Source organism: Kordia algicida OT-1 (assembly GCF_000154725.1).
In the GTDB taxonomy this organism is placed as follows: Bacteria; Bacteroidota; Bacteroidia; order Flavobacteriales; family Flavobacteriaceae; genus Kordia; species Kordia algicida.
Window position 1 is genome coordinate 744,954 of sequence record NZ_DS544873.1, and the last position, 21,650, is coordinate 766,603.

17 protein-coding genes are annotated in these 21,650 nt (G+C 34.9%); 9 read left to right on the forward strand and 8 right to left on the reverse strand.

The genetic code is table 11. The annotated features are described in order from the left end of the window. Positions 1-83 precede the first annotated feature (83 nt). Positions 84-1,997 (forward strand): molecular chaperone DnaK, encoded by a 1,914-nt coding sequence (dnaK, locus tag KAOT1_RS03330; protein ID WP_007093280.1) that lies wholly within the window; start codon positions 84-86, stop codon positions 1,995-1,997. Between the two features lie 461 nt (positions 1,998-2,458). On the opposite strand, the gene KAOT1_RS03335 is transcribed toward dnaK, so the two are convergent. The 3 genes from KAOT1_RS03335 to KAOT1_RS03345 form a co-directional block, all read right to left on the reverse strand. Next, positions 2,459-3,754: a tetratricopeptide repeat protein gene (locus KAOT1_RS03335; RefSeq protein ID WP_007093281.1), complete on the reverse strand. Its 1,296-nt coding sequence runs from the start codon at positions 3,752-3,754 to the stop codon at positions 2,459-2,461. A 169-nt stretch (positions 3,755-3,923) separates the two neighbouring features. After that, positions 3,924-4,481, reverse strand: a complete 558-nt coding sequence (locus KAOT1_RS03340; protein WP_007093282.1) for a DUF4331 family protein — start codon at positions 4,479-4,481, stop codon at positions 3,924-3,926. Positions 4,482-4,513: 32 nt separating this feature from the next. Beyond that, a complete protein-coding gene (locus tag KAOT1_RS03345; protein WP_007093283.1) occupies positions 4,514-5,164 on the reverse strand; it encodes a DUF4331 family protein in 651 nt (216 codons plus the stop codon). A 414-nt stretch (positions 5,165-5,578) separates the two neighbouring features. Here KAOT1_RS03345 and ettA point away from each other — a divergent pair, with 414 nt between their 5' ends. Beyond that, entirely contained in the window at positions 5,579-7,270 is a 1,692-nt protein-coding gene (gene ettA / locus KAOT1_RS03350; RefSeq protein ID WP_007093284.1) for an energy-dependent translational throttle protein EttA, read from the forward strand. Between the two features lie 188 nt (positions 7,271-7,458). On the opposite strand, the gene KAOT1_RS03355 is transcribed toward ettA, so the two are convergent. The 5 genes from KAOT1_RS03355 to KAOT1_RS03375 form a co-directional block, all read right to left on the reverse strand. Continuing rightward, positions 7,459-9,840 carry a T9SS type A sorting domain-containing protein gene (locus KAOT1_RS03355; RefSeq protein ID WP_007093285.1) on the reverse strand — a complete coding sequence of 794 codons (2,382 nt, stop codon included), beginning with the start codon at positions 9,838-9,840 and terminating at the stop codon, positions 7,459-7,461. After that, complete coding sequence (locus KAOT1_RS03360; protein ID WP_007093286.1) at positions 9,840-10,769, reverse strand: hypothetical protein; 930 nt, start codon at positions 10,767-10,769, stop codon at positions 9,840-9,842. Before KAOT1_RS03360 ends, KAOT1_RS03355 begins: the two co-directional genes overlap by 1 nt. 467 nt (positions 10,770-11,236) lie before the next feature. Beyond that, positions 11,237-12,079: a hypothetical protein gene (locus KAOT1_RS03365; protein ID WP_007093287.1), complete on the reverse strand. Its 843-nt coding sequence runs from the start codon at positions 12,077-12,079 to the stop codon at positions 11,237-11,239. A gap of 179 nt (positions 12,080-12,258) precedes the next feature. After that, positions 12,259-12,762 carry a YetF domain-containing protein gene (locus KAOT1_RS03370; protein ID WP_007093288.1) on the reverse strand — a complete coding sequence of 168 codons (504 nt, stop codon included), beginning with the start codon at positions 12,760-12,762 and terminating at the stop codon, positions 12,259-12,261. 93 nt (positions 12,763-12,855) lie between these two features. Then, positions 12,856-13,689 (reverse strand): UDP-2,3-diacylglucosamine diphosphatase, encoded by an 834-nt coding sequence (locus tag KAOT1_RS03375; RefSeq protein ID WP_007093289.1) that lies wholly within the window; start codon positions 13,687-13,689, stop codon positions 12,856-12,858. Positions 13,690-13,874: 185 nt separating this feature from the next. Here KAOT1_RS03375 and aroC point away from each other — a divergent pair, with 185 nt between their 5' ends. The 7 genes from aroC (at position 13,875) to KAOT1_RS03410 (ending at position 21,649) form a co-directional block, all read left to right on the forward strand. Beyond that, positions 13,875-14,939, forward strand: coding sequence for a chorismate synthase (aroC, locus tag KAOT1_RS03380; RefSeq protein ID WP_007093290.1), 1,065 nt, complete (start codon positions 13,875-13,877; stop codon positions 14,937-14,939). A gap of 31 nt (positions 14,940-14,970) precedes the next feature. Then, a complete protein-coding gene (locus KAOT1_RS03385) occupies positions 14,971-16,419 on the forward strand; it encodes a dicarboxylate/amino acid:cation symporter (protein WP_007093291.1) in 1,449 nt (482 codons plus the stop codon). 65 nt (positions 16,420-16,484) lie between these two features. Beyond that, positions 16,485-17,516, forward strand: coding sequence for a glutathione synthase (gene gshB / locus KAOT1_RS03390; protein ID WP_007093292.1), 1,032 nt, complete (start codon positions 16,485-16,487; stop codon positions 17,514-17,516). Then, complete coding sequence (locus KAOT1_RS22280) at positions 17,509-18,897, forward strand: sulfurtransferase (protein WP_007093293.1); 1,389 nt, start codon at positions 17,509-17,511, stop codon at positions 18,895-18,897. Before gshB ends, KAOT1_RS22280 begins: the two co-directional genes overlap by 8 nt. Positions 18,898-18,968: 71 nt before the next feature. Next, entirely contained in the window at positions 18,969-19,409 is a 441-nt protein-coding gene (locus KAOT1_RS03400; RefSeq protein ID WP_007093294.1) for a hypothetical protein, read from the forward strand. A gap of 238 nt (positions 19,410-19,647) precedes the next feature. After that, positions 19,648-20,475, forward strand: coding sequence for an N-formylglutamate amidohydrolase (locus tag KAOT1_RS03405; protein WP_040559862.1), 828 nt, complete (start codon positions 19,648-19,650; stop codon positions 20,473-20,475). Positions 20,476-20,491: 16 nt separating this feature from the next. Further along, positions 20,492-21,649: a flavohemoglobin expression-modulating QEGLA motif protein gene (locus KAOT1_RS03410; protein WP_007093296.1), complete on the forward strand. Its 1,158-nt coding sequence runs from the start codon at positions 20,492-20,494 to the stop codon at positions 21,647-21,649. The last annotated feature ends 1 nt before the right edge of the window (position 21,650 follow it).

Below are 21,650 nucleotides of genomic sequence, written 5' to 3' on the forward strand. Positions count from 1 at the left end.
TTGACTTATTACAGACACATTAGAAAAGCAAAATATAAAATAAAGTATAACACAACACAATAGATAAAAGTTTAAAATAAGTTATGAGTAAAATTATTGGAATCGATTTAGGAACTACCAACTCATGTGTTTCTGTAATGGAAGGAAACGAGCCAGTAGTAATTGCAAATGCTGAGGGAAGACGTACAACTCCTTCTGTGATTGCTTTTGTTGAAGGTGGAGAAATTAAAGTTGGTGATCCTGCAAAAAGACAGGCAGTTACAAACCCTACAAAAACCGTTTATTCTATTAAACGTTTTATGGGGAATAAATTTTCAGAATCTTCAAAAGAAGCTGGACGTGTTCCTTATAAAGTAGTAAAAGGTGACAACGATACGCCAAGAGTAGATATTGATGGACGTTTGTACACGCCACAAGAATTATCTGCAATGATTCTTCAAAAAATGAAGAAAACTGCTGAAGAATTCTTAGGACAAGACGTTACAGAAGCTGTAATTACAGTACCTGCATATTTTAATGATGCACAACGTCAAGCTACAAAAGAAGCTGGAGAAATTTCTGGTTTAAAAGTTAGAAGAATTATCAACGAGCCAACTGCTGCGGCATTAGCTTACGGATTAGATAAAAAAGGTCAAGATCAAAAAATTGTTGTATTTGACTTTGGTGGTGGAACACATGATGTTTCTATACTAGAATTAGGTGACGGAGTTTTTGAAGTATTATCTACGGATGGAGATACACACTTAGGAGGTGATGATGTAGATGAGAAAATCATTAACTGGTTGGCTGAAGAATTCAACAAAGACGAAGGAATGGACTTGCGTAAAGATGCAATGGCATTACAACGTTTAAAAGAAGCTGCTGAAAAAGCAAAGATTGAATTGTCTAGTTCAACATCAACAGAAATCAATTTACCATATATCACAGCAACTGCTAGTGGACCAAAACACTTGGTACGTTCTTTATCAAGATCTAAATTTGAGCAATTAATTGACGATTTAGTAAAAAGAACTATTGAGCCTTGTCAAACTGCTTTGAAAAATGCAGGTTTATCAACAGGTGATATTGACGAAATTATCTTAGTTGGTGGATCAACACGTATTCCAGCAGTACAGGAAGCTGTAGAGAAATTCTTTGGTAAGAAACCAAGTAAAGGAGTAAACCCTGATGAGGTTGTTGCCATTGGTGCAGCGATTCAAGGTGGAGTATTAACAGGAGATGTAAAAGACGTATTACTGTTAGACGTAACGCCACTTTCATTAGGAATTGAGACAATGGGGAATGTAATGACGAAGCTTATTGAAGCGAACACGACAATTCCAACGAAAAAATCGCAAGTATTCTCAACTGCGGCAGATAATCAGCCATCTGTGGAAATTCACGTATTACAAGGTGAACGACCAATGGCAGCGCACAACAAAACAATTGGTCGTTTTCACTTAGATGGAATTCCACCAGCACAAAGAGGAGTTCCTCAAATTGAAGTGACATTTGATATTGACGCAAACGGAATTATCAATGTTTCTGCAAAAGATAAAGGAACAAACAAAGAACAAAATATTCGTATTGAAGCTTCTTCAGGATTAACGGAAGAAGAAATCGAGAAAATGAAGCAAGAAGCGGAAGCAAATGCGGAAGCTGATAAGCAAGCAAAAGAAACGGCTGATAAGTTAAACAGCGCAGATTCTATGATTTTCCAAACAGAAAAGCAATTAAGCGAATTTGGTGATAAATTATCTGATGATAAGAAAAAGCCAATCGAAGATGCTTTGGCAGAATTAAAAACAGCATACGAAACAAAAGACATCGCTGTGATTGATCCTGCATTAGAGAAAATCAACGAAGCTTGGAAAGTTGCTAGCGAAGAAATGTACAAAGCACAAGCTGAAGCACAACAAGGTGGCGCACAGCAACCTGGACCAGATGCCTCTGCACCAAGTGGAGATGACAAAGACGGAGAAGACGTACAAGACGTAGACTTCGAAGAAGTCAAGTAGCCTGTCTTGAGCGGAGTCGAAATGGTAGACTTCGAAGAAGTGAAATAATCATTTCATAAATATATAGTATCAAAAAAGCAGCTCAACTGAGCTGCTTTAAATAAAAAGGTAAATTTTATATTTCTTTCTTTGAAATGTAAAGTTTACCTTTTGCTATTTAACTACTATTCTACCAGGTGGGTTTGCGGGCAGCTTTGATATGCAGATATAAATAATCATTTCTACATGCGGTAAGTCTGTCACTAGCTCCGTGACCTCCAAAAATAATTTCTTTTCTTTATAAATATGAGATTGTTTCTTAATGTACAATGGGTTGACACGCTTTTGTAGTAGAGCAAAATATCACTGTAAACTGTAATGAGTCAGAGATAAAAAAAAGACACTTCATCACAAAGTGTCTTCTTCAATAAAAACCAATCGCCTAACAAAAGTTAGATTTTAATAGTTAATCAATTTATTAACTATAATCGTTCTATTTTTTCTGCCATAATTGGACCTACTTCAAAACTACTTTCTAAAAGTTCTTCTTTTAAGTCATTAGCTTCGGCTGTATTTCCTGTTGCTTTCAATACTTCTGCAACATGATACATGGCAACAGGTTCAAACGTTTTATCAATTACATGTGCTTTCATGATTTTGAGGGCTTTCGTAGAATCACCTTGTAAATGATATGTCCATGCCAACAAATCATATGATTGTGGTGTAGGACGAAGTTTGACTTCCTGTTGCGCTATTTCTATGGCTTTGGAGGTATTTTGCAATTCTTCTGATAATACAGAAGCTTCATAAGAAGTATACATTACGCCATAGTTATTGTCTTCAATGATAGAAAGGAAGGTTTGGATATTTTTTTCTTTTTCAGCAATATCTCCCATATATTCAGCTATTTCAGCTTTTAATAAATAATAATCTGGTGCTTTGTGTTGCGACATGATTGTATCTAGAATTCGTAACGCTTCAGCTGGATTTTTTTCATAAGAAAATACAATCCAAGCGATTCCTTTTTTTGCATAGGCATCATTAGGATCTAATTCTAAAGCTTTTAGATAATGGTTGTATGCATCTTTAATTCTTCCGGCGTGACCGTAAAAATCAGCCAAATTCGTATACGACCATTGCTTTAAGTAGTTATTGTTAGCATCTTCTGCTTTAAATTTTGCTTTTTCCATTGCTTTAATAGCTGCCATTAAGTTTCCTTCGTGGTCATACCATTTTGACAAACGGATTAAGGCGTCAAAACTATTTTCATTTTTAAAAATATTTAAATACGTTTCTGCTTCGTCGACATTTCCGAGTTCTAGGTGTACATCAAATAACATCTTTTGTGTTGCTTGAAGATTTTCTCCTAAAACTTCTGCTTTTTCAAGCAATACTAAAGCTTCTTGAAAACGGTGTTGAGAAATATAGTTTCTTACCAAACTACGTATATATCCAGCATTTTGGTATTTTGTACGTTCATTCAAAAGCTCCAAGTGCGAAGCCGCTTCCACTAAATGAGAAATTTCACCAGTTGCTTTAAATAACTGTGAATGTGCGCTTGCAACTTTTGCATGATACGGATATTGGTTTGGGGATTTTTCAAGCTTACTCGTCCAGAACGTATATATTTCATTTGCTGTTTGTTCTGACTTATTTTCAGCTATCTCTAGATAAGTATTATAAGATTCGGCATTTGTAATTTTTTGTGATGGAGTAGATGTACAACTCATAAGAATGCTACATACTCCGAGAATTTGAAAGGCGATTTTAAAATTCATAATATTGGTTTTAGTATTTATTGAAACTCAGTATCAAGCAAAGTGTGATGAGAACTTAATATTGAGCGTAAATTAATTTTTAAAATGCAGAGAGTATTTAGCGTGATCGTTATACTAAATAAACATGAAAAAAAGATGCTAAATACTCTCCTAGCAAATACATTTTAGATTACCATGGTGAGGCTAAGTATGGAAAAGAGGACAAAAAAGGCTTGTCGTTAGCGTCAACATTATCATCAGAAAGATTTGGGTTTTCTGTGAAGTCTTCGCCTCCAAATATTAATAGTAATTCTACGGTAATTACGTCATCTGCTAAAGCACGACCTGTTAAAACATTAGTACCATCAAAAAATGTTGTTGTTCCGTCTAAAGAAACATTTAAAACATCTGTTGCCAGTAACCCTGTAAAAGTCGCTGCATCTTGTCCTAAAGCATTCTGATCTCCTGGATTTGCGAATGCTGGACTCAATCCTGTTAAGTTTGTTTCAAACATCGCTTGAAAAGCTGCGCTTTGTTGCGATGGAATTGTAGTGTTAAAAGTATCTTTGCTGGCAGAACCTACAAATACAGTATTTACTGCTGGTCTACCCATTTGATCTTGTTGTGCGAATGTTCCTGAAAAATCAGGTGTGTTGTCAATTACAATTGTATTATCGTCAGAAGAACAACTCGATAACGTAAATAAGCTTATGAGTGCTATTCCTAAAATTGATTTTATAGTTTTCATTTATTTTATTTTTATGTGTGAATGTTGATTGATTATTGTTTTCCTTTTGATTCTGCCCAAACATTGATAGTTCCTGAACCACCAATTAATGATTTTGGTACTTCAACTACAATTGATAGTACATTTGTACCAGCAAACGTATCTGATCCTGGATCGTTAAAAGAAGTTGCATTTCCTGCAATAATTTCTCCATACTGAGCAAAATCCATAAAGAAAGGATCATCTCTTGGTCCTGCAAAAAATTTCATTCCATTATTTGTTTCTGTAATGGCAGCGCTTCCGTAAGCTGTAATATCTACAGATGAAGCTGTTCCTGAAGTTTCAATAACGCTGTTCAATCCTGTTGCGCTTGGTGCAACTGGTCCGAAGAAATACATTTTATCTCCTCTTGGAATTGCTTGAATTACTAAATCTTCCACATTGTCTCCAGAGGTATCAATATTAATTTCAATTAATGTATTTTCATTAAAAGATGCATTTCCTGTAGCTGCTGGACTTAATAATCCTTGTGTGTTTACTACAAATGCAATTGAATTAGTGTCTTCTCCTTGAAAGGCGTAGAAATCTGTAATGTCGGAACTTGTTCCTTGTACCGCAGGCGCATCAATATGATCTGCTGCAATTAAGAAGAAACTACCGATCAATACAATACTGATTCCTAAAATAGTTGTTACTCGTTTCATAATTTTTAAGTTTAATTAGATTTTTATTGTATTACGGTTTTATATACGAGAGGAATTGGAGTACGGTTTTTTGAAAATGTGTTTTTTTGAAAAAATTTTATGAATATATGTAAAATGGAGTTGTTTTTCAGGTGTAATATGTTGAATGTTAATATTTTAAATGTGTTTGAAAAAAGTTTAATTTTCTTAATAAAAAAGTATTTTTTTTTTGATAGATGAAGCGTTTTTCAAATAGAAATCGCCTTAGAAGCACTTTTTTTAATTTCAAAATATTGCATTAGAAGCATTTTTTTTTAGTAGAAAGTGAATCTTAAATCGTTCAATACTTCAATCATTCAATCAAAAAATTAATATGTGCGAATGCTACGACAATTATGTATATTTGCTGTAAAGCAATTTAATTAACGAATAATTATGTCAGACGATAAGAAAGTTATCTTTTCCATGAATAGGGTTTCCAAAACCTATCAAAGCACCAACAAACAAGTTTTAAAAGATATATACCTAAGTTTTTTCTACGGAGCTAAAATCGGGATTCTCGGTCTCAATGGTTCTGGTAAATCTACCTTGCTAAAAATCATCGCAGGTGTTGAGAAAAATTACCAAGGCGAAGTTACATTTTCGCCAGGTTATAAAGTAGGTTACTTAGAACAGGAACCACAACTTGACGAAACAAAAACAGTAATGGAAGTTGTAAAAGAAGGAGTTGCAGAAACGGTTGCCATCTTAGACGAATACAACAAAATTAACGATATGTTTGCCTTAGAAGAAGTATATTCTGATGCAGATAAGATGGAGAAGTTAATGGCGCAACAAGCCGATTTACAAGATAAAATTGATGCTTCGAATGCGTGGGAATTAGATACAAAACTAGAAATTGCCATGGACGCACTGCGTACGCCAGAACCAGACAAATTGATTGGTGTTCTTTCTGGAGGAGAACGTCGTCGTGTAGCATTGTGTCGTTTGTTATTACAAGAACCAGAAATTTTATTACTCGATGAGCCTACCAACCACTTGGATGCAGAATCGGTACATTGGTTAGAGCATCATTTGGCACAATACAAAGGAACGGTAATCGCCGTAACACACGATAGATATTTCTTAGATAACGTTGCAGGTTGGATTTTAGAATTGGATAGAGGAGAAGGAATTCCGTGGAAAGGAAACTATTCTTCTTGGTTAGATCAAAAATCAAAACGTATGGCGCAGGAAAGCAAAACGGCTTCCAAACGTCAAAAAACATTAGAGCGAGAATTAGAATGGGTTCGTCAAGGAGCAAAAGGTCGTCAAACAAAGCAAAAAGCACGTTTGAAGAATTATGACAAATTGATGAGTCAAGATCAAAAGCAGATGGACGCGAAATTGGAAATCTACATTCCAAACGGACCACGTTTAGGAACTAATGTAATTGAAGCAACAGGCGTTTCCAAGGCTTTTGGCGATAAATTATTATATGAAGATTTAAATTTCAACTTACCGCAAGCGGGAATTGTAGGTGTCATTGGACCAAACGGAGCAGGAAAAACGACCATTTTCAAAATGATTATGGGCGAAGAAACTCCAGACAAAGGAACTTTTACGGTAGGAGAAACAGCAAAAATTGCATATGTCGATCAGTCACACTCTAACATTGATCCAGAAAAATCTATTTGGGCAAACTTCTCTGACGAACAAGAATTAGTGATGATGGGCGGAAAGCAAGTCAACTCTAGAGCATACTTAAGCCGATTTAATTTCGCGGGAAGCGAGCAAAACAAAAAAGTAAGTACACTTTCTGGTGGAGAACGAAATCGTCTGCATTTGGCAATGACGCTCAAAGAAGAAGGAAACGTACTATTACTGGATGAGCCAACAAACGACTTGGATGTAAATACACTTCGAGCATTGGAAGAAGGTTTGGAAAACTTTGCTGGTTGTGCCGTGGTCATTTCTCACGACAGGTGGTTTTTAGATCGTATCTGTACACATATTCTAGCTTTTGAAGGCGATTCACAAGTATATTTCTTTGAAGGAAGCTTCTCAGATTATGAAGAAAACAAAAAGAAACGTTTAGGTGGCGACTTGATGCCAAAACGTATTAAGTATAAGAAGTTGATACGATAATAGTTGTGTATTGAAGATTGAAAACTAATTTAATAAGATTCTGAATCAAGTTCAGAATGACGGTTTCAGAATCTTTTCAGACAATCTTAATATTTGTAAATTATCACAAAAACCAAAAACCTCAATCATTACGATTGAGGTTTTCTGCTTTTGTTGAAAACTATATTGTACCCCTAATTAAAATTTAGTTATTCAACAATCAACTTTTTTGTGATGAATGTTTCATGGTTTTTAATCCTTAAAAAGTAAATCCCTTTTGCATACTTGCTGAGGTCTAAAGTCTCTACATTTGTAGTTGCGTTTTTAGATACAATAGTTTTACCTGTAATATCTAACACTGCTAAGTTTGCTTCAGACATCGATCCTAAGTTTACATTGAACAATCCTTTAGATGGATTTGGATATACTGAAACTTCTGGTGTAGTTACGGGATCAAATTTATCTGGTTCGTCTGTCGCAACTCTATTTTGCCCGTTAATGATTTGTACAAAATCTTGGTGACTTCCACTTTGTCCGCATTGATTGCTAAAATCTATCGTATAAAAATACGTTCCATCAGAAAGGTTCGTTGGTGTCCAAATACATACAGGATTTTCTGTGACACAACCTGATGATTCAAACATTACATTTCCCCATCTATTCACAACAACCAAATGATAATAATCGGCTCCTTGCGGACTGAAACACAAGGTATCATTAATTCCATCACCATTAGCTGTAATTACATTTGGATAACTTGAAGGCATGGAAAATGCTGTGTTCGATTTATTCCATGATAGTGTTGAAACTGCTTCTGTTGGATAACAATAATTCTTTGTTCTGACTTTAATTTTATAATTATGACATTGCGAAACACAACCTGATAAGCAATTAGTGACATCAAAATGGTACGTACTTATGTTCGGATTTGCACAAGCTTCTATAGTTTGTGAACAAATCAAAGATGTTTCTTGTTCATTCCACGTTTCAATAACAACATATTCATAACTAGAAGCAAGCGTAAGATCGAATTGGAAATCAAAATCAGTATTTATAATATTTGAAATACTGTTAATTGGAGCAACTGGCGTTGGAGCTGTCCACGTAATAATTTCTTCTACAGTATCAAAACACGGATTTGAAGCGGTAATGGTAACTTCGACATCATCACACATATCTAACAGACATGAGTTTAAATCTAGTAATACATCGTTTACATTTAAATCAGCACAAGCTGAATTTTGTGTATCAGTATACAATACTGTTCCGTTTGCAACACTTGTTGCCGTAACCGTATAGGAGTTTGCATTTGCAATATCTAAATCGAGATTTAAATTGTTTACTCCAGAAGAAGTACTATTTACTGTTATGGATGGTGCAGCGTCAAAATAATTCATGGTAAACGGAAATGTTTGACTTTCTCCACAAATGGTCCAAATGACCAATTCGGCATTTACACAACCAGAACCAGCTGGTGGCGTAAAATCTGTGATTCTAGACCACGGATTTGAAAAATATTCTATTGGAGACCAACTGTAAAATACGCCTGGTTGCGCGGGTATATTTTCGCCCAAGGTTGTTGCGCTACTACAAACATCTGTTGATGATGGTGCAAAAGCTTCAATTGTTGGGCAAGGATCTTCAACACAAGTTCCAACTTGTGTTTCAAAATAGCTTCCAGGTTCTTCCACAAAAAAGCCAGGTTCTAAAAGTACTGTTGGTGCTCTGTAAATTACTTTTGCTGAACTTTTTACGACTACAGGCAAATTGTCAATGGAAGGATCTGGACTTACATTTGCGCCTGCACTGATTTGAATATTAGCTTGTTCAATCTTATGAATATCAAAATATTGCCAATCTTGAATGTATTTGTAATCAATACATTGTTCTTCTTCAACTAAAGACACTTCATCATAATGTAAAATTAAAGAAGCCGAATCGCCATCACCATTTTCATTTTGCTCATGATTGTACTGCAAAACAATATATTTCATGTCTTCATAGTCGTTATTATCATCCGTAGGAACTGTAAAATAAGCGTCAATATTTCTCCAATCGCACGATTGTTCCACATAAAAATCTAAAGCCACCCATTTTTTATGAGGTTGCACTCTTAAACCTTCGCTTTTGGTTGAAAATACTACTTGAAAACTTCCAGTGCCATTTGCCAAACCTCTAGCGGCTCTCACTTTTACTTTAAATTTGTACGTCCTGCCTTTTACCAATGTGTATCCGCCAACCATTTCGGTCATAATGCTTTCGTTTTTCAATGCGCTTCTCACATATTTGGAATCGTTTGCATCACAAGAACCATCACCCAAAACCATACCTGCGGGAATCCAATCGGGAGAACATCTTGAAGTCCAAACATTTGTTGGTTTGGCAACATACCAATTAAATAGGTCTCCATCAAATCTTCCTCTACCTGTAGAACAGGCAACTCCAGAGTAGTAATCTGTCGGATCTGATCCTCCATTGTAATTTCCTAATTCAAAATCACCATTTGGAATTAAGTTTTGCGCATTTGTATTCAAAGGAAAACTCAGCGTAACAAGGAGAAACAAATATGTAAATCTTAAATGTTTCATCATTACTTCGTTTTCAATTGTTCTTGTAATTCTTTTATCTGCTTTTGTTGTTCAATAACATATAGTGTCAGTTCTTCAATTTTCTCTAATAATTTAGCATCCATTTTTGCCAAATCGATTCCTTCTTTTGCAACTTCTTCTGCACTTGGTACATTGGGTAAATGACCATTTTTTGCAATATGCGCTTCCACTTCTTCAAGTGGTAATAATTTATAATCATCTTCAAAAACATAATCTGACCAATCACTAGAACTGCGCAAGGTTACTTTTACCTTTTCGGTCATGATACCATCAGCAACGTATAGCTTAAAGTTTCCGTTGTAGGTTCCTGCCACATTTGGATCCAATCCAATACTTACTTTTCCAGTATCGGTTAAAAACATGTAATAATTTCCAAAGTTATTACTGCCAGTAGGTTTCCAAAAATTGAGTCCTTTTACAGTAGCATATTCGTTATATTCAATTCCCCATTGTCCAAAAGCTTCTCCACCTGTAGCACCAAATAAAAGTGATGCGTTTTGACCATCTATAAGCGCAAAACCTCTCACATTTAAATCTAAAGCATTCGGATTGTTATCTGTAATTACCATGCGTTTGTTATTCAAAATAGGATCGTTCCAATTGACACCAACACCCACATTTCCATTGGGTTTTACAACAAATTGACTAAAAAATTCGCCTTTGCTTCTTCCTGTTTTTCTGAGGTGAAATAAAGTTTGAATGGAGCTCGTACTCGAAAAACTAAACGGACTTGTGAGTCTAATTCCCGATTCAACAGGCAAGTTAGCAGATAATTGAGCGTCTAATTTTGCTGTAGGACTTGTAGTTCCTAATCCTGTATTTCCAGCTGATGGATATACGTTATTTTGAGCTAAGAGACCTGTTAGTGTCAATAGTAATAATGCAGTGAGATACGTTGTTTTTTTCATCATAATATTTTTGTTGTTACATTTTGCCTACTCATTTCGCTTTTCGGCTTACTCGTTCTGAATCAAGTTGATTTTAGAATAATCTTGTAGCAAATAACACACAGAAATGATGAAGAAAAAAGAGAAGTAACTGACGCTTTATAAAATATCAGATATGAAAAAGTGAGGAAATTAGCCTGTTAGCGGAGTGTTTTGTGATATGACGTTTGTCAAATGCTGAGGTTTTGTTTAAAGTAAAAGCATTTGTTTTTTTGAACTTTTTTTAGCGAAATTATTAAAAAATTCTACTTTGAGAATGCACATGTTTTTGATCTAATGAAGAAACATTAGTATGTAAATATGCTATAATTTTGGAGTACTTATCGATATACCAATTGTACTTCAAAGACAGCAAAGTACTATCAGAAGAAACCTTGAATCCTTAAATTTTTAAATCTTTGAATGAACAAAGCGAAGCGATTTAAAAAAATCTAATTAGTTACCGAATATGCTTTAATTTCTTGTGAGGTTCCACTATTAATAGAATTCGGGAAACCTAAATCAATATTAAGCGTTTGTAGTAAAGCTACTGTTGTTGGATTGAGTTCGAAACTAAATTCTGAATCCGCTTTAATCAATCCTACATTTGCACCGTAATATGAACGAATTTCCAATACATTCTGCGGATCAAGAATTGAAAATGTTGTTGGATTTCCTAAAACATCTACACTTGTTGAAACAGAAAATTCCAATAAAAGATCAACAACTTCAACATCCGTAAATGTTTCTCCGTTTAATGTTAATCCTTCTAATTGCGAGATGTTTTCGGTACTTAAGGTATAACTAATAGTTAGTGGAACTCCTTGAATATCTTGTGTGTACGTATCTGAAATAGAAAAAAGCGTTTCACCATCTGCAATACTTTCATCATATAAAACAAGTCCTTCAAAATCGATTGCATTTCCAGGAATGTCAATTGGTAAACTCAGATTACTATTTAATGTAAGCGCTGTTCCTTGTTCGGTAAGTGTTCCGTTGGCTAATAAATTACTCATAATACCAAATCCTGCATCTGTGTCGTTGATATCAAGCATAAATGAACTACCATTTCGAGAAGCCACATACAAAGAATCTGTTTCTGTTGGAGCAGTGCCAGTTCCGCCAAAAATGCGTACATCATATACCCAATAATCATTTACAGCAGCTGGAAAATAATTGGCAGGAAGTATAGGCGTTTGTGGTTGTTCGTCTGTATTGGTACTATCATCATCATTTCCGCAAGAAACAAATAATACGAACATAGAAATTCCAAGAATACGAATGATGTTTTTCATGAGTTAAATGGTTTAAAGTCTAAAATCAGCATTAAATATAATACTAAAATGCATGAATAGATCAATTTCTCAAGAAAGCTTTTTTTAATTTGAAGAAGAAGTAAATACAAAGTAAATATGCTAATTTAATATGGTAGCAATAATCTTTTGGTAAGTATGGAAATTTGATATGAGGACAACTATATGTTAGCGTCATTCAAAAGCGATTGATTCAAATCTTGTGTTTCTTGATTGTAGATAACCGAAAACTCGCCAGAATCTTCTAAAATAACAGCTTTAATATCTCTAAAATCATGTGGATTAGATCTTCCAATTTTGGCGATTAAATCTTCTTTGCTAATATTAGATGTGACCAATCTATCTTCAAGAATTTTTCCATTCCATAAAACAATTTTAGCTTTATTGATAAAAAAATGGTTGAATCGTTTACTTGCACGAAGTAATGACACAAATAAAATTTGAAATATAGTGACAATAGCTACTATAGCGCTCCCTTCAAAAAAAGTATACTTATTACTTGATAAAACGGAAACTAATACGGCAAGTATGGAAATGGCAGCAACAAAATAAGTTGTTGATATTTTACCAATTGAACGTACACGAACAAGTTTGGTAATAATCATTAAACTAATAAAAAGACCGAAAGCTGTGAAGGTTAATTTTAAAATTTCTAAAGTTTCCATGAGCATAAATATTTAAAACAAAATTATGCCTTCAAAAAAAATAGCTTAGTGCATTAAATTTTTTTTGTAACTCAAAAAAATTAGCGATAGAAATTATTTAATTTTTTCCACAATCGTAATTGCGGCTAGCAAATCCTTATAATCCATAGATTTCAATTCTTCATCCGCATAAAAAGCAGTCAGGCGATCTTCGGTATGGCGATACAATTTCCAACGATTTTTATGATACTCTAGCGCAGTTAAATTCTCAATCCAATCACCAGAATTTAAGTAAATACAAGAACCTTTTTTATTAGATTTCTTTTCCATTTGTGGCTGATGAATATGTCCGCAAATTACATACTTATAGCCATTGTCAATTGCTAAATCGGCAGCAACATCTTCAAAATCATTAATATACTTCACCGCTTTTTTGACACTATTTTTAATCTTTTTAGACAACGAATACTTTTCATGTCCCATTTTTATCAAAAACCAATTGATAAAACGATTTAGTCGAATTAACAAGTCATATCCGTAACTTCCAAGTTTTGCAATCCATTTTGCATTTTGAATAGACGCATCAAATACATCGCCGTGAAAAAACCATGCTTTCCCGCCATTCAATTCCAACACTAACTTATCAACCAACGAAAAATTACCAAGTGTTGTATCTGAAAAACGGCGCAACGATTCATCGTGATTTCCTGTAATATAAATTACTTCCACACCTTTTGCTGAAAAGTCAATTAGCTTCTTAATAATCTGTAAATGTGCTTTTGGAAAATAACGTTTGCGGAATTGCCAAATATCAATAATATCGCCGTTTAAGATAATTTTCTTCGGATCAATACTATTCAAGTAGGAAAGTAGCTCATTGGCGTGACAACCGTATGTTCCTAAATGAACATCAGAGATAACCACAAGATCTATTTTTCGTTTTTTCATAAGCACATTTTACTCACCTACAAATAAAGATCAAACATCAAAAAAGTATGAAAAACTACTGTTAAGCTTAGATCCTTGAATGTTAATAATTTATCAAGCAAAACCGCTAAATGTTAAGTTAATTTTAAGCATTTGTTGGGTTTTTAAATCTGTTAGTTTAAATTTACATTTGTTAAAAAAATACTATGGCAGGAAATACTTTTGGATCTTTATTCAAATTGACCACTTTTGGAGAATCACATGGGGCAGCAATTGGCGGAGTTATAGATGGTTGTCCTGCGGGACTAGAACTTGATTTACATATGATTCAAAAAGAAATGAATCGTAGAAAACCAGGTCAGTCAGCGATTGTAACGCAACGTAAAGAGCCAGATTCGGTCGTATTCTATTCGGGAATCTTTGAAGGAAAAACAACGGGTGTTCCAATCGGTTTTGCCATTCACAATACCAATCAAAAATCACACGATTATTCACACATAAAAGAAACCTATCGTCCATCACATGCCGATTACGTATACGATCAAAAATACGGACATCGTGATTATCGCGGTGGCGGAAGAAGCTCAGCACGAGAAACTGCCTGTAGAGTAGTGGCTGGAGCAATTGCCAAGCAGTTACTTGCTGACATTAAAATTAATGCTTTTGTGTCTTCTGTGGGAGAAATTACACTGGATAAAAACTATCAGGAACTCGATTTTTCTCTAACAGAAAGCAATCCTGTGCGTTGTCCAGATCCGGCGAAAGCAGCAGCAATGGAAGAAAAAATACGGCAAATTCGTAAAGAAGGCGATACCATTGGCGGAACCATCATGTGTGTCATTCAAAATGTACCTGTTGGTTTGGGCGAACCTGTATTTGACAAACTCCATGCAGAACTCGGAAAAGCCATGTTGTCCATCAATGCAGTAAAAGGTTTTGAATATGGAAGCGGTTTTGAAGGTGCAAAAATGAAAGGAAGCGAACATAATGACATCTTTAATGCTGATGGAACAACAAAAACGAATCTTTCAGGTGGAATTCAAGGTGGCATCAGTAACGGAATGGACATTTATTTCAATGTAGCGTTCAAACCTGTGGCAACCATTATGCAAAAGCAAGATACCATCAACAAAGACGGAAACATTGTAGAAATGCAAGGAAAAGGACGCCACGATCCGTGTGTAGTGCCGAGAGCTGTTCCTATTGTAGAAGCAATGGCAGCGTTGGTATTAGCAGATTATTACTTACTCAACAGAACAATTCAAAAATAAAAAATAGATAGTATCACTAAAAAAGAACTACATGAAAAAAATGGCATTACATTGGAAAATTTTGATAGGAATGGTGTTGGGAATCTTATTCTCTTTCATCCTACTATCAACTTCTTGGGGAAGTGAAACCGTCGTACTCAAAGAAATTCCTGCCTCACAAGAAATTGTTCAGGAAATTGTAAATGGCGAAGTCGTTTCCTCAGTCAAACAAGTAGATGCCAAAATTGTAAAAACTACACGCGCAGAATATTTCATCAGTCGTTGGATAAAACCTTTCGGAACTATTTTTATCAATCTGTTAAAACTCATTGCAGTTCCGTTAATTCTAGCATCCTTAATAAAAGGTGTTTCTGACTTAAAAGACATCGCAAAAATCAAAAAAATGGGATTGCGTACTATTTCAATCTATGTAGTAACGACACTTGTCGCGATTATCATCGGATTGGGAATTGTAAACGTAATAAAACCTGGCGCTGGAATGCCACAAGAAACCATTGAAAAAATAAAAGAAAAATATGCAACTTCTGATGGTGTAAGCGATAAACTAAATAAAGCAGCTGCACAAAAAGATGCAGGACCATTACAAGCATTGGTCGATATTTTTCCAAAAAACATCTTTCAATCATTAGGTGATGCAAAAATGCTTCAAATCATATTCTTTGCATTATTTGTCGGAATCTGTCTATTATTAATTCCTGAAAAACAAGCAAAACCCATGATTGATATTTTCGATTCCCTAAACGAAGTCGTCATGAAAATGGTAGACCTAATCATGCTATTTGCGCCATATGCAGTATTTGCACTACTCGCGAATGTAATTGTTGCCTTTGACGATCCAGAAATCCTTATGAAGCTACTCTCTTACGGATTATGTGTCGTAGCAGGATTAATATTAATGATTGTATTCTACCTAACATTGGTGAGTGTGTACGCAAAAAAATCACCATTCTGGTTCCTAAAACAAATAAGTCCTGCACAATTGCTAGCATTCTCTACAAGTTCAAGTGCAGCTACATTACCTGTTACAATGGAAAGAGTAGAAGAACATGTTGGTGTAGACAAAGAAGTTTCTGGTTTTGTATTGCCTGTTGGTGCTACGGTAAATATGGATGGAACCAGTCTGTATCAAGCCATTGCGGCAGTATTTATCATGCAAGTACTTACGCCAAATGCCATCACGATTGAAGTACAATTAATCATCGTGTTCACAGCATTATTAGCTTCTATCGGAAGTGCGGCGGTGCCAAGTGCAGGAATGGTAATGTTGGTCATTGTATTAGAATCTGTAGGATTTGATCCCGCGTTACTACCAATTGGATTGGCATTAATATTTGCAATCGACAGACCTTTGGATATGTGTAGAACAGTCGTAAATGTTACTGGAGACGCAACCGTTTCTATGTTGGTGGCAAAATCATTAGGAAAATTACACGATCCGAAACCTAAAAATTGGGACGATAATTATGAAGCTGTCAAATAATATGGTAAAGTGTATATAATTCACTATATTTTGTGTGAAATAAAAACGAACCAAAAAAAACTCACATGAATATCTGTTTTTTAATGTATCCGTGGGAAGATATCGACCCAGAAAATGATACAAGCTTAGCTTTAATCAAAGAATGTGCTAAAAGAGGACATGGCGTTGCAATGTGCACACCTTCCAATTTAACCATACGCGATAGTGTTACCAATGCTTTTTGTACCGTAATTGGTAGAATGGAAAAAGTTCCTAGCTCCTTAAAATCATTTTATCTAAAAGCAACGTTGCGCGAAGAAATGCTTCCTTTGGCAGGTTTTGATGTCATATTCATGCGAGCAAATCCTCCATTAGATCCAATCATGCTAAATTTCCTCGATTCTGTAAAAGATGATGTGTTCATCGTGAATTCATTACAAGGAATGCGAGAAGCCAACAATAAATTATATACAGCCGCTTTTGGTGATGCACATAGCAATATCATTCCAAATACGCATGTATCAAAAAATAAAGATTACTTAGTAGAACAAATCAAAGATTCGAAGTCAGACAAAATGATTCTGAAACCATTGAATGGTTTTGGTGGTTCTGGTGTGATTTTAATTGAAAAATCAGCCATGAATAATATCAAATCGTTGTTAGACTTTTACATTACCAATAGCGATGGAACTTCCAACTATGTCATTTTACAAGATTACATAGAAGGTGCCGATCAAGGTGATGTTCGTATTCTACTTCTCAACGGTGAGCCAATTGGCGCCATGCGTCGTGTGCCAGGTTCTGACGATCACAGATCGAACGTTAGTGCTGGCGGGAGCGTACAAAAACATTCACTGACCAAAGCAGAGAAAGCACTGTGTAAACAAATAGGTCCAAAATTAGTTAATGACGGATTATACTTTGTGGGCATCGATGTAATTGGTGGAAAATTAGTTGAGGTAAACGTAATGTCGCCAGGTGGAATTACATACATCAATAAAGTATACAAAACCAGACTTCAAGAAAAAGTAATCGATTTTGTAGAAAGCAAAGTCGTAGATAAATTACAAGCATTTGACAGACGCGTTCGACTACGCAAAACAGTTGATAATGCTTAAAGAAAACGTACAATTAGTAAGTTATATCGTATCGACAAATTGGTTGCAGGAACATTTGAATGCAACCAATCTTGTCATTTTAAACGCAACCATTCCCAAAGTTGTAAATGGTGAAATTGCTGAAGAAACACAACAAGTTCCGAATGCGCGTTTTTTTGACATTAAAAAAGAATTCAGCCAGCCAGATAGTGCATATCCGAATACCATGTTGGACGAAGCTACTTTTACAGAAAAAGCGCAACAACTCGGCATTAATAAAGATAGTTTAATTGTTGTTTATGATGAATTAGGCATATATGCTTCGCCAAGAGTTTGGTACATGTTTAAAGCCATGGGATTTCACAGAATTGCGGTTCTTGATGGAGGATTTCCAGCTTGGAAAACTGCGGGATTTGCGACAGAAACCAAAAAAAACTATAAAGGCGAACACGGAAACTTTCAAGCGGAAGCTGATTTGAAATTATTTCGAAATTATGGCGGAATGCTTCAAGAGTTGCTAGATGCCAAAAGTATTATTTTGGATGCACGCTCAGCAGCACGATTTACAGGCGAACAACCTGAACCGAGAGCAGGTTTGCGTAGCGGACAAATTCCGACGTCACAAAACCTTCCGTATACCGAAGTCTTGGAGAACAATCATTTCAAGTCAAAAGCAGCACTTAAAACCATTTTTGAATCATTCTATAAAGAAGATGCACCATTTATATTTTCTTGCGGATCAGGAATTACCGCGTGTATTTTGGCATTAGCCGCCGAACATGCAGGTTTTGACGATTATGCAGTGTATGACGGATCGTGGACAGAATGGGGAACTTTGTACAACCAGACTACTTTTGAAGATTTTCATCAAGCAAAAACTGAGGAAATAGAAGAAGATGATGATTTTGATGAAGAAGATGACGAACATACTAGAAGATTTATAAAAGCATCAAAAGAATTTAGTGCTATTAATGAACGTATAGCAACTCACAAAGGGACAAATACGCAGCTATTTCTAAAATCAATTTTCTTGGGGATTATTTCAGTTGCAATTTTTAGTATTGGAATTTACATGCAATCCGTACAATTGCTAAGTGCTTCTGTTATGACAATCATTATTATTGGCGGAACCATTGCAGCAATATTCGCATTAAAACCGATGTTGAAATATGTTCAAGAATTAAGTAGTTTGCATAAAAGCTTGCGGAGTACGAAGCTAGAACTTAAAAATTTAGGTTGGAAACTTTCCGTACGAAAAATGTCAAAAGAAGTCGATCAGCATGGAAATATAAAATTTACAGCAACTGAAGTCGTATATTGCCCAGAAGATAGCGATGAAAAAAAGAAAATGTTAGCTCGAGAAAAGAAGAAAAAGAAGAAGAAAAAGGCTTGCGACGATTAAATTATGAATTTGCAGCACCATTCTTTCTTCAACAGTATTTTTTCAACCTTTCTGGAATACTTTAATTATGTATGATGGAGAACAAAAATCAAATACAAGAAACAACTGAGCAACTTCTAGAAACACATGTAACTTTAGAAAAATTAAAATTACTCCGAAAAGATTTGGTAAAAGAAGCATTTACATTTGTGGGAATCGCACTTTTGGTCATTATTATTGGTTGGATTGCTCGCGCGATGCAATGGACCGAATTTCCTATTTTACCAGGAGCAATCACACTTTGCGCCATATTACTAGCTTTAGGCTTGCGGCCTTTACAGAATTATAAGGAGAATGTTGCTTCTGCAAAAACGAAACAATTGGGACTAGAAGCTTCTCTTAAAGAAGCACACATAACTTACGAAATAGATGTACATGTTACCAAAAACTTTAAAGGAGAATTTGATGTACAAAAAAGTATCAAATTAGTAACAAGTAAAGCGCAATTGACAAAAAATAAAAACATTCTATAACAACCATATTATTTATTTTTCTTAAAAATTCCTTATTAAAGGAAAAATAACATGTCACAAAATCTTTCAAAATTTATAGGCCTACCACAACAAATCAATAAAAAATACAGAATCATCACAATTGCTGTATTGTTAAAGAGTTTATTATTAATTTTATAAGCGTTTAATTTGTATGATTTCAGATACTTTTAAAGTTTCGCAGATCAATACAAAAAATACACTAACCAAAGTGAGATACATGGAAAAACTAACCATTGAAGAAATAGTAGATAAAATTCAGCAAGAAGAAATATTTTCGGCTGTTGCGGATGATTATTCGTTTACGATAAAAATTGACAACTACGTTCCGTATGCTTGTGGCGCTGTGCATGACGGACATCAATTTCGACGAGAACTCTGGGGAAATTGTATGCATACAGAATACGATCGTTGGTTTGAAGAAGATCCAGCGACGAAAGAAATGGTGCAAACGCATCCTATTGTCATTGCAGGAATGGATTCGCGTTTTGAATACGATTTAAATCGAGCGCCCGAAAGTGCTATTTACGTAGATGCTTGGGGAAAACAACTTTGGCGAAATCCGCTTCCAGAAACCATGAAGGAAACGAGTTTGAAAAAACATGCTAATTTTTATAAAGTGGTACATGCGTTGATTGCAAAACTCGAGGAAAAATTTGGCGTTTGTGTCGTATATGATATGCATTCATATAATTGGAAACGTTGGGAACGCGAAGTGCCAACCTTCAATCTGGGAACGGGGAATGTTGATAATGAGCGTTTTGGTGAAATGATAGAATCGTGGCGAAAAATGCTATCGGAAATAAAATTGCCCAACGGAATTGCTTCTACTTCAAAAATAAACGACACTTTTCAAGGAAACGGATATTTCTTAAAATACATTACACAGCATTTTAGCAATACTTTAGTTTTGGCAACCGAAGTAAAAAAGATATATTGCGACGAAATTAATCAAATCATGTTTCCGGAAGTAGTTGCAGCTGTAGAAGAAGCCTTAAAAACGCTTGTTCCACAACACGCTGACGACTTCTGTAAAAAACATCGCTAAGAAAAGAGTACTGAGAATGAGTGAAATGAAGGTAGCAAGTAAAATGCTTTTTGAAATTGATAATAATATCAATGATATTGTTAAGAAGATTGAACTCTTAAGTTATGTCAATCCTATAAATGTTGAAGAAGAAAAAGAAAAGTTTTTCAAGTCAAAATACTTAACGGATCCACAATTTAAATATCCTGAAATTGATTTTGATCGTTTTCAATTACACAGGCAACTCATTTCACAACCTATTGAACATATTGAAGATGAAAACATACGCGAATTGTATGAAGACATCATTTATGCATACTCAGGTTTGGTACAATGCATTCAGACTATTGGAACCAAACGTAAATTTTACTATAACAGTTTACGTTCTTTCGGAACGCCAACAGAACAAGATGTAGAAAATGCAAAATTTATTCTACACTTCGAAGAAGAAGATGCAAACGAGGAACAATTTCAACCAAAATATTCTCCCAAAGAAACAGAAGCAATTTTCAGGGAATATTCAAAACAATACGATTTTTCATATCATATCAAATTCTCAAAAGATATGAGCGCGATTGCCATGGTGTTGAATAATATAAAAACCTTAGTCATCAATGAAAAACATACATTTTCAGACAATGAACTTGCCGTATTGACCAATCACGAAATTGGCGTACACATGGTCACAACGATGAACGGATTGTTGCAACCGCTTAAAATATTCTCCAACGGCTTTCCTAATTATGAAGAAACGCAAGAAGGTTTGGCAGTTTTCTCAGAATACATGAGTAACAATTTAACTGTAAAACGTTTAAAAGAATTGGCATATCGTGTGATTGCTGTCGACAGTTTGGCAAAAGGATATTCGTTTTCTACAACCTTTCGAAAATTTGTAAATACATACGATTTAGATCGCGATACGGCATTTAATATTTCGGTACGCGCACATCGTGGCGGCGGATTTACCAAAGATTACTTATACCTTTCAGGATTAAAAAAAATATACAATTACTACAAATCTGGAAAAGATATGAAGCCGCTTCTTCGCGGAAAAATTGCGTTAGATTATTTAGAAAATATCGAATCTTTAGCAGACAATAACTATGTTGTAGCGCCAAAACACTTGACAGATTCGTACGTAGAAAACAAAAATACCAACAAAACTGTTGATTTCATTCTGGAGAATTTAAAATAAT